The organism is Nocardia sp. NPDC004722 (assembly GCF_053601505.1).
Map to the genome: position 1 here is coordinate 1 of NZ_JBSGBY010000325.1, position 9,577 is coordinate 9,577.

The 9,577-nt window shown below is 70.8% G+C and carries 7 protein-coding genes; 1 reads left to right on the forward strand and 6 read right to left on the reverse strand.

The window, feature by feature from the left end; genetic code table 11:
• Positions 1–209 precede the first annotated feature (209 nt).
• Positions 210–941 (reverse strand): LpqN/LpqT family lipoprotein, encoded by a 732-nt coding sequence (locus tag ACWELQ_RS27560; RefSeq protein WP_452399948.1) that lies wholly within the window; start codon positions 939–941, stop codon positions 210–212.
• A 123-nt stretch (positions 942–1,064) separates the two neighbouring features.
• On the opposite strand from ACWELQ_RS27560, the gene ACWELQ_RS27565 reads away from it, so the two are divergent.
• Complete coding sequence (locus tag ACWELQ_RS27565) at positions 1,065–2,414, forward strand: neutral zinc metallopeptidase (RefSeq protein ID WP_452399949.1); 1,350 nt, start codon at positions 1,065–1,067, stop codon at positions 2,412–2,414.
• Positions 2,415–2,450: 36 nt separating this feature from the next.
• Here the strand turns inward: ACWELQ_RS27565 and ACWELQ_RS27570 are convergent, their stop codons facing one another.
• From ACWELQ_RS27570 to ACWELQ_RS27590, 5 genes are all read right to left on the reverse strand, one after another.
• Complete coding sequence (locus ACWELQ_RS27570; RefSeq protein ID WP_452399950.1) at positions 2,451–5,477, reverse strand: BTAD domain-containing putative transcriptional regulator; 3,027 nt, start codon at positions 5,475–5,477, stop codon at positions 2,451–2,453.
• Between the two features lie 108 nt (positions 5,478–5,585).
• Positions 5,586–6,743, reverse strand: coding sequence for a lipase family protein (locus tag ACWELQ_RS27575; protein WP_452399951.1), 1,158 nt, complete (start codon positions 6,741–6,743; stop codon positions 5,586–5,588).
• Positions 6,744–6,820: 77 nt separating this feature from the next.
• A complete protein-coding gene (locus ACWELQ_RS27580; protein ID WP_452399952.1) occupies positions 6,821–8,116 on the reverse strand; it encodes a nucleotidyl transferase AbiEii/AbiGii toxin family protein in 1,296 nt (431 codons plus the stop codon).
• The gene (locus ACWELQ_RS27585) at positions 8,113–8,763 is read right to left on the reverse strand and encodes a hypothetical protein (RefSeq protein ID WP_452399953.1); all 651 of its coding nucleotides are present in this window, start codon (positions 8,761–8,763) and stop codon (positions 8,113–8,115) included. The genes ACWELQ_RS27580 and ACWELQ_RS27585 overlap by 4 nt, the downstream gene beginning before the upstream one ends.
• Positions 8,764–8,827: 64 nt before the next feature.
• A partial coding sequence (locus tag ACWELQ_RS27590; protein ID WP_452399954.1) for a LysR substrate-binding domain-containing protein occupies positions 8,828–9,577 on the reverse strand: 750 nt, incomplete at its 5' end.

Below are 9,577 nucleotides of genomic sequence, written 5' to 3' on the forward strand. Positions count from 1 at the left end.
GTCGCTGGTCGCGGAATCCATTGTGGGAGCGGCCACCTACGTCCCGGTGCTGGCGCGCACCTCGTCCTCCGACGGCGCGCGACGCGGCCAGGCGCTGCTGGCAGCGTTCGAGGACCGCGGTCTACCGGTCCGCCGGGCCTGCGCGAGCCGCTGACCCGTCCGGCGCCTCGGTCGAGACCGTCCGCGGTCTCGACCGGCGCGCCCGGGGCTCACACCGTGATGGTGATCTGCTGATCGATGGTGGCGATCGCCGATTGCAGCAGGTCGGCCTGATCCTGGTTGCTGGTGGCGTTGAGTTGCAGCACGTAGTAGACGCCGCCGGGACCCGGGATGACCACCGTCTCCTGCGCCGACACCACCGGAATGCCTTGCAGCGTGTAGGTTCCCGCGATCCGGTAGGCCGGGAAGCCCGACACCGTGGTGACCGCGCCATTGCCGAGCTGGCTGAAGCCCGGCAGGTTCTTCATCTCGCCGCTCGCGTCGTCGATCAGCTTCTGCGGATCGAGCTTGCCTTGCAGTTTCGACAGCAGCGCGACGATATTCGGCGTGTAGTTCGCGCCCGCGATGTCCGCGCCGGTGTATTCGATGGCCCCGATCGCGTAGTCGGGAGTGTCGGATCCGGCGTCCGCCCATCCGGCGGGGAAGGGCAGTGTGATCGCCGGTGCGCCCGGATCGCCGTTGTGCACGGGGGTTTCGGTGATGTGCTGATCCTTGATGTAATCCGCGATCGTGTAGTTGGCGCCCGCCCCGCCGTCGAGGGCGCGAGGGGCGAGCTTGCTGTTGCCGGGGCTGGTCGAGGTCGGCTTGGCCGAACTCGTGACCGCCGAGGTCGACGCCGGCGCCGCGCTCTTGCTGTCCTTGCCGCCGCAGCCGGTGAGCAGCACGCTCACCGCCACCGCTGCCGTAGCGACCCCGATCAGGCCGCGATATCCCGCCATCATCTGGCACCTCCTCTGTCGTCTCGAGCCGTCGAAAGGTAGCCGCGGGAGATTGGGAAACGATTGGATCGCAGTGGGCGCGCGGTTCCAATCTCCTTCCAATGCGGCAGTGTCACCGTCGGTGGCATGCGCGCGTTTCGAACCATCGGCCTGGTGGCGGCCGTGTCCCTCCTGCTGACCGTGACGGCTTGCGGCGGCCGGACCGTCGCGGGCACCACCGCACCGGCCGCGACAGTCACCATTCATGGCGACGGCGGGTCGGAGGTGAACAAGATTGCGGCGCAGGCGATCACCGATCTGCAACGGTATTGGTCGGGGCAGTTTCCCGCGTTGTACGGCACCGCCTACCGCCCGGTCACGGGCGGGTTCTACGCGGTGACGCCCTCGACCGGGCCGCTGCCGCCGTGCGCGAACTCCGCCGCCGACATCGCGGGCAACGCCTACTACTGCGCCGATCAGGACGTGGTTGCCTGGGATGCCGAGGGCCTGCTCCCGTCGCTGCGAAAACAATACGGGGACTTCGTGATTCCCATCGTGCTCGCGCACGAGTGGGGGCACGCGATCCAAGCCCGGGCGAAATTCACCGGCATCACGGTGACCAAGGAGATCCAGGCAGACTGCTTCGCCGGGGCCTGGGCGGCGGATGTGGCGGCCGGGCACAGCTCCTTCCACGCCACCGCGAACGACCTCGACAACGCGCTGGCCGGATTCCTTTCTCTGCGTGACGAACCCGGCACCGACAAGACCAGCGCCTCGGCCCACGGCAGCGGCTTCGATCGGGTCAATTCCTTCCAGACCGGATTCGACGGCGGGCCGACCGCGTGCAAGGACTACCGCGACGGCAGCCCGGCGGTGGTCGAGCTGCCGTTCCGGTCGGCCGCCGACGCGGCCAGCGGCGGCAACGCCTCCTACGACCAAGTGGTGGCGCTCGCGCCGGTGGATCTCGAAGACTATTGGGCGGCGGTGTATCCGGAGTTGTTCACCAAGCCGTGGCTGCCGGTGCGGCAGGTCGTCGGCTTCGATCCGAAGCGCGCGCCCACCTGCGGCGGTGCCGCCACCGGTTCCTACAGCCTCTTCTATTGCGTGCCGGACAATTTCATCGGCTACGACGGTGTGCAGGCCATGCCCGAGTTCTATGCCGAGGGCGGCGATTTCGCGGTGGCGACGCTGCTGGCGACGCAGTACGGGCTGGCCGTGGAGGCTCGCGACGGCGACACCGCCGACGACCGCACCGAGTCCCTGCGCGGCGACTGCTTCGCGGGGGCGTGGGCGGCGAGCGTCCTGCTGGAGAACCGGCCCACCAGCAATATCCGGATGTCGCCGGGTGATCTGGATAAGGCGGTGGCGGCGCTGCTGGTCTTCCGAGGCCAGGACTCGGGCGATGCGAAGGACAGCGGGTACGTGCGGGTCGAGGCGTATCGGGACGGCCTGCTCAACGGTGCGCAGGCGTGCACCGGCGCTATGCCCGGCCAGTGACCCGGCAGGCCCGCAATGGTATTCGCGGCCGTGGTGTCACCGTCGGGCGGGCAAGGACGCGGTGCGACTGGTGAGCATGCCGTCCCAGATGTGTTCCCCGGTGGCATCGGCGACGCCTCGCGCGCGGTCGAGCAGTTCGTGCGCCTCCTCGGATCGGCCGTGGCGGGCTTGGATATCCGACAGCAGGGCGAGGAAATACGGGGTCATCACCGTGCTGCCATCGGCGGTGATGGCCTCGAACGCCGCGAACGCCGGGGCCGGATCGGTGTCGGGGGCGGTCGCGGTGCGCGCCCACACCTCCACCACCTTCGCGCACGCCGCCCGCTGTTCTCCGCCGGTCGCCAGCATTTCCCGGTACACCGCCTCGGCCCGGTCCGCGGTGCCCTCGACCACGCCGAGTGCCGCCTGCGCCTCCACCAGCGTCACCCGGGCGGCCAGGATGTTGAACATGTCGCCGCGAGAGCGGGCCAGCTCCAACGACATCCGGCAGTAGTCCTCGGTCGCCGCGCGATCGCCGCGCAACGCCTCCATCAACGCCATCCAGCAGTACACGCGCGGATGGAAGAAATGGGTGGGATCGGTGACCGTGTCCGGGGGCGGGAAGGTGGCGAGCAGGGTGCGCGCGGTGGCCAGCATGGTGTCGATGTCGCCGCGCAGGGCGTACAGCATGACCTGGACGAAGTGGCTGGCGACGCCCGCGTCCGGATCGCGGGACCGCTCGTACTGCGCGCGCAGCGCGGTGGCGATGACCTCGGCCTCGTCGAGTCGTCCACGGGCGCACAGCATCATGCAGCGCATGGCGGCCGCGCCGTGGAAGTCCCGCCCGGTGGCCTGCGCGCCCAGTTCGAAGGCGCGCCCGACCGCGGTGAGCGCCTGGGTGCTGGTCTGGCCGTGCAGAATGCCGTGCGCCCCGGCCAGATGCAGCCACAGCACGGCCTGTCGTTCCAGCAGTTCGGGTTTGGCGGGCAGGCGGCGGCAGATCTGCAGCGCGTGTTCGGCCAGGGTGGCGAGGTCAGCGTAGGCCGAGCGGGTCAGGGCGCGCTCGATCACGGCCTCGTGCATCTCCAGCGCCGCATGGGTATTGATCTCGGTGCCCGCGCGCCAGGCGTGATCGGCGGCGGCGATGGCGTCCTCGTAGGCCGAGGTGGCCACCGCGGCAGCGTGAGTGGTGGCGATGGCGGCGTGCAGGGCGGTGCGCTCGGTGACCGGGATCTGCGCCAGCACGGCATCGCGCAGTAGGCCGTGACTGAAGCACAGCATGCCGGGCTGTTCGCGATGCTCGTCGAGCAGGCCGGTCTCGTAGGCGGGGCGCAGCCGGGCCCGGACGGCCGGGACGGGGGAATCGAGGATGTCCGAGAGGGCGGCGACATCGAAGGCGGGGCCGATCACCGCCGCGGCGGCCAGTGCCCGGCGTCCGGGTTTGTCGAGGGCGGCCAGTCGGCGGCCGACCGCGGCGGCGACGGCATCGGGGATCGCGTCGGCATCGGGGGTCACCGACGGTGGCGCGTCCTCGCCCGCGCGCACGAGTTCCTTGACGTAGAAGGGGTTTCCGCGCGTGTGCGCCCACAGTTGCCGCGACAGTTCGGGGGAGGCGGGCGCGCCGGTGAGCGACCGCGCGAGCTCGGCGACGGCCGCGTGGTCGAGGCCGGGCAGCCGGACGGTCGACAGGCCGCCACCGCGGATGAGCCGCTCGTAGTGCTGCCGGTTGACCGGACGGCCGCTGCCGAAGAAGGTCCAGGTGCCGACGGCGTGGATCGGCAGCCGAGCAATCGCCGCGGCCAGCAACAGCAGGACACTGCCGGAGGCGGCATCGGCGAGTTGCAGATCGTCGAGCACCAGCAGCAGCGGGCGCACCGCCGCCAGTTCGGCCAGGGCGCTCACGATGCCTTCGAAGAGGTGAAAACCGTTGGCGGCGGCCCGGGGAGTCGCGGTGTCGCCGTCGGCCCATTCGGGGACCAGGGCCTCGACGACGCCGGGGGCCTTGCGGCGCACCCGTTCCCGCCCGGCCGCGCCGAGTTCGTCGCCCAGTTGCCGCAGCAGCTGGATCCAGGTCCACAACTGCGGGACCCGGATGCCGCTGGGGTGCGCGGCCCAGGCCACCGCCGTCCCGCTGCGTCGGGCTTGATCGGCGAGCGTATCGGCCAGTGCCGTTTTGCCGATGCCACTGTCTCCGGTCACCACGATCAGTGCGCCCGACCCGGCGGTCATCGAGGCGGTGATGGCGCTCAGTGTGGCTTCCCGGCCCACCAATGCGGGTCGGCGAGGTTGTGGAGCGGCGGAATCGGTTGTGTCGGTGGGGTGTTCGAGGAGCAGGTCGGCGGCGTCGGCGAGGATTCGGCGGTGCAGGTCGCGCAGCTCGCTGCCCGGGAGCGCGCCGACCTCCTGATCGAGCGCCGTGCGGGCGCGGTCGAAGGCGCGCAGGGCTTCCGGCGCGCGCCCGGCCCGGTACAGGGCCAGCATGAGATGACCCCACAGCCGCTCGTCCACCGGATCGAGTGCGACCGCGGCCTCGATCTCGGGGAGCAGGTCGGCGCTGCCGCCCTGCCGCAGTCCCGCGTCGAATCGGGCCTCGACGGCGCCGCGGCGCAACGCGGTGTACCGCAGCACCTCGGCATGCGCGAACCCGCTGTCGGCGAACTCGCCGAAAGGCGTTCCGCGCCAGAGTCGTAACGCCGCGCCGAAGTGCTCGAAGGCGGTCGCGGCCTGCTCGCGCGCCAGCGCGTCACCGCCCCGCCGGACCAGGTCCTCGAAGACGTCGAGGTCGAGGCGGTCGCCGGGGAGCAGGGCGAGCCGGTAGCCGTTGGGCCGGGTCTCCACCCGTGTCACCTGGTCCGCGGCCGTGAGCGCGCGGCGCAGATTGGAGACGTAGGCGCGCAGCGACACCAGGGCTTTCGCGGGCGGGTCGTCGTGCCAGAGGGCATCGACGAGGCGGTCCACGCTGACGACCGTGCCGCGCTCGGCCAGCAACACCGCCAGCACACAGCGCTGCTTGTGCCCGCCCACCGCCGTGGCCACCCCGTCTACGCGCGCCTCGACCGCGCCGAACAGCACGTACTCGACCATGCGAACCGCGTCTCTCTCGTGCAGGCGAACGCGGCGGAAACCGCAAGTCTGGTTTCTAACACGATCCCGGAGATTTCGCGCGCGAGTAGCTGCGATTCGGTGCGGGGCTCAGTGCGGGCAGGTCTGGGTGAAGGGCTTGTCGGCGAACAGGTCCGAGATCCAGCCGAGCCATCGGTCGGCCACGCCGGTGGGGGCGTCGTGGCCGCCGGGGACCACCAGATCGTGGACCGGCGTGCCGAGGGTGCACATCTCGGTGATCGCGGCACTGGACCAGGCGGTGTCGACCAGTTTGTCGGCGTCACCGCGCACGATGTAGGTGTGCAGGGTGGTGGCCGATTTGGGGAGATTGGTGCGGGATTGCAGGTCGGCGAAGGGTTGCGTGGCCGCGTCGTCGACGTAGCTCACCTCGTCGGGGGTGGCGGCCGAGGCGATGGCGAGTTCGTCGGGCGTCGTCTCGCCGGTGCACTGGGACTCCAATCGCGGTGCGATATCGAGCAGCTTGCCGTGCGCGACCTGGTCGTAGCGGTAGCCGGGTTCGTTGTAGCGGACGGCCGCAACGAGATACGGCAGGACCAGGTACTGGTCGGGGGCATTGAGTTCGCGGTCGCGGACGGCGTCGACGAAACGCAGTTCCAGGGCGGGCGACAGCAGCACGACACCGTGGATATTCAGTTCCGGCGCATAGGATTTCGCTGTTTCCGCCGCCGACTCCGCGGCGCGCCCGCCCTGGGACGCGCCGACGAGCACCACGTCCGACGACAGCGGCAGACCGGCCGCGTGCGCGGCCCGCACCGAATTCAGTACGTCATAGCCCGACGAAGGAGTGTCCAGATACGGTGCGTCGCCGGGGCCGTCGAGGCCCTGATAGTTGGTCATCACGACCGCCCGATGCCCGGCCAGGAACTGCTCGACCGCCGGTGCCGACCCGAACAGGGTGGGGGAGTTGGTGGGTGCGCACTTGTTCACCACGCCGGAGGTGCCGTGCGCGAACGCGACCACGGGCCAGCCGCCCGCCGGGGCGTCGCCGGGCGGCAGGAACACCGCCCCCGACACCTCGATCGGCTTGCCCGCGGGAGAGGTCGACTCATAGCGGATATAGGTCGATGACCCGGCGGCCGCCGACAATGCCGGATCCAGGTGTTCGAGTGCCCGCTTGCTCATCAACGCGCCGGGCGAAGCGGGCTTGGCGGCGGCCGGTTCATCGGAACTCCCGCATGCCGTGAGCAGGGCGACCGCCAAGATCGGGAGGGCAATTCCTGCTCGCACGCTGCTCCTTCGGCTGGATTCAGCAACACGGTGGGCCGCCTTGCATTATCTGCCGTACCCACCGCGACCCGGGAGCCTCACTCGCCCTTCGGCGAGTCGCACCAGCGTTGCAGCACCGCCGCCACCGCGTGCGGATCGACGCGCGCGCCGATTCCCGGCAGGTCGGGATTGCGCTGCCGCGCCGCCGTCATGCGCTCGGCCGCCGCCGACAGCGTGCACCCATATTCGTTCCGCACGGCCACGAGCCGATAGATCGTCAGCGAGTGGGAGACGCGTTCGACCCGGTCCTCGACCGGGAGTTCCGCAGGTATGTCGCGGCCGTCGTCGGCCTGTCTCCTCGTGTATTCGGCCCGCCTGCCCAGGTCCGCGCAGAAGGTGCGCAGATCCGCCGGATAGGCGGGGGCGAGTGCCACGGTGAGACGCCAGGCGAGGCTGTCGACCTGATCGGCGAGATCCGGGCGATCCTTGACGAACTCCGCCCAATCGGCCTCGAGCGCGAGCGCGGGCAGTCGGAAGAACCATGCTCGGGGGCTGACCGCCCGCAGCAGTTCCGGAGTGGGGGAACAGTTCTCCGCCAGCAGGACCGCGTCGTAGAGGTCCTTGCCCTCCGGGTGGCGATCCTCGCTGAGCCACAGCAGCTTCCATGCCAGCGACAGCTCCGGGGTGGCGGCGAGCAGCCGGGCATCGGGCCCGTGGCTGCCTGCCCGCGGAATGGCGGTCCACAACGGCGGCTGCTGTGGTGCCTCGTTGAACACGAAGTCCAGTTGCACGGTGCCCGAGGGAATCTCGGGATCCACGGCGGTCCAGGGCAGGACCAGACGGCGGCCGGGGACGCGATCGTAGGTCCAGATATCGTCGTCCACCGCGTCCGACGCCCGGAATCGCACCGTCGGTGAGCCCTCGGCCGCCGCGGCCGTCCGCGCGGCGAGGTCACTCAGGAAGGCATCGGTCCGTTCGCTGTGAAACTCCCAATCCCGGGGCAGCACAATGAAGTCCACGTCGCCGGGTTCCCGTGCGGCGGCGCCGAACCAGGCGCTGAGCAGCACGCTGCCGCGCAGCATCAACAGCTCGCGCCACGGGGATCCGGCGATCGCCGCGAGCACCACGTCCATGGCAGCGCGCCGGGCCGCGATCCAGGCGGCGGCCAGTCGCGCATCCGCGAAGTGCGGCTCGCTCAACCGCATTCCCATCGGGTGCTCGGCCGCGGAGGGGTCGAACACCGGGCGTTGCAGCACGCCCTCGCCCACCACCGGTCGCAGCGTCGGAGGCAGGCCGTCCTTCGCACGTTCTTGCTCCGTCGGCGGGGACTGGGGGACGACCGCCGTGGATTTCCACGGGCCGCGACCGAGTCCGCGCCACGGTGTCGAGGTCATGGCTGCTCCTGTGTTTCGCTGATCCAACCGGCGTCGACGGATTCGTCGCTGTCGTAGACGACGAATTCCCGCTCCGCGGAGAGGACTTCGTACTCGGCTGCGCGCAAGGCGTCGAGCAGCGCGGTGTACTGGGTGGTGGCGGTGGCGTCGCCGACGAGACGGCAGCGCTGGGTGACGAAGCGTTCGGCCCGGCCGTCGGCGCGGGTGCGCCGGGCGTTCGCCGACAGGTGTGCGTCGTGGGCGACGGCGAGGCCGGTCAGGGCGCGCACGTCGGTGTCCGGGGTGAGGAGCAGTTTGATGTGGTGCTCGAAGTAGTAGTGCGACCCCAGTGCGAGCGCCTCGGCATCGGTCGCGGGGACTCCCGTCGCCCACGGGGTGGCTTCGATCTTGGCGCGCACCACCGGAAATCCGGCCTGCTCGATGCGCAGGGTGAGGGCCGCGATCGAATCCCGCACGGCGGGAAACGGCCCCGATTCCCGGACGGTGAGCATCGGCTGCTCGCGGCCGCGGCCGCGGTCGAGCATGATGTGCACGAACTTCAATCCCGCTGCGGCGGAGTACCGTTCGAGCCGCGCGGCGTCTTCGGCGCGCACGGTGAGGTGGGCTTCGAAGTCGCCGTGGAAGGTCGGGGCGGTGGTCGCGGTCATCGGGTCATACTCGCAAACCTGTCGTGCCCCGTCGCCGGGTTTTTCGTCGGCGGACCGGCGGTGCTCACCGCTCGCGGAGTCGCTCGTCGTGGCCGCGCGCGGATTCGATCGCCACGGCGCGCAGCGATTCGGCCACGCGCGCAACCGGTTCCGGGACGGGACCGGGCAGGCGGGCGAGCAGCAGCCGCCGTTGTTCGGTCGGGCCGCCGCGCACCGGCAGGGCTCGAACTCCGGGCGGGCAGCTCGGGGCGAGGCTCGCGGGGATGGTGGTCAGGCCGCAGCCCGCGGCGACCAGATGCAGTTTGGCCAGCCAGTCGCGGACGGTATGCGCGATCACGGGCCGCTCGTCGAGGCCGGGCCACACGCCCATCGAGCGATCGTCCCCCGTACCCGCGATCCAGGCCTGCCCGCGCAGATCGGCGACATCGATGTGCTCGCCGCGCGCGAGCGGATGATCGGCCGGGACCGCGACCCGCAGACTGCGATCGGTGAGCACCTGCACCCGCAGCGCGGGCGTTTCCGCGTCCAGCGGCCGGTAGGGCGGGGCGGAGGCGACCAGCGCGAGGTCCAGGGTGCCCGCGCGCAGGGCCCGGACCAAGGCGGGTGTGCTGCCCTCACGGCCGACCACGGTGATGCCGGGATGGGTGCGCCGCAGCCGGGCCAGGCCCGACGGCACCACGGCCGCACCGGCGCTGGCGAACCAGCCCAGCCGCACGGTGGCGCGTTCGTCGGGCAGTCCCGCCAATTCCCGAATCCCGAATCGTTCCTCGCACACCAGATCCGTTACTGGACCGAGCAATTGCGGGATCTGCCC

What these genes read in the sequence shown, in the direction of transcription:
- ACWELQ_RS27580 (WP_452399952.1), bottom strand. Translation starts at nt 8,116, where the DNA reads ATGACCTCGACACCGTGGCGCGGACTCGGTCGCGGCCCGTGGAAATCC.
- ACWELQ_RS27570 (WP_452399950.1), bottom strand. Translation starts at nt 5,477, where the DNA reads ATGGTCGAGTACGTGCTGTTCGGCGCGGTCGAGGCGCGCGTAGACGGG.
- ACWELQ_RS27560 (WP_452399948.1), bottom strand. Translation starts at nt 941, where the DNA reads ATGATGGCGGGATATCGCGGCCTGATCGGGGTCGCTACGGCAGCGGTG.
- ACWELQ_RS27565 (WP_452399949.1), top strand. Translation starts at nt 1,065, where the DNA reads ATGCGCGCGTTTCGAACCATCGGCCTGGTGGCGGCCGTGTCCCTCCTG.
- ACWELQ_RS27585 (WP_452399953.1), bottom strand. Translation starts at nt 8,763, where the DNA reads ATGACCGCGACCACCGCCCCGACCTTCCACGGCGACTTCGAAGCCCAC.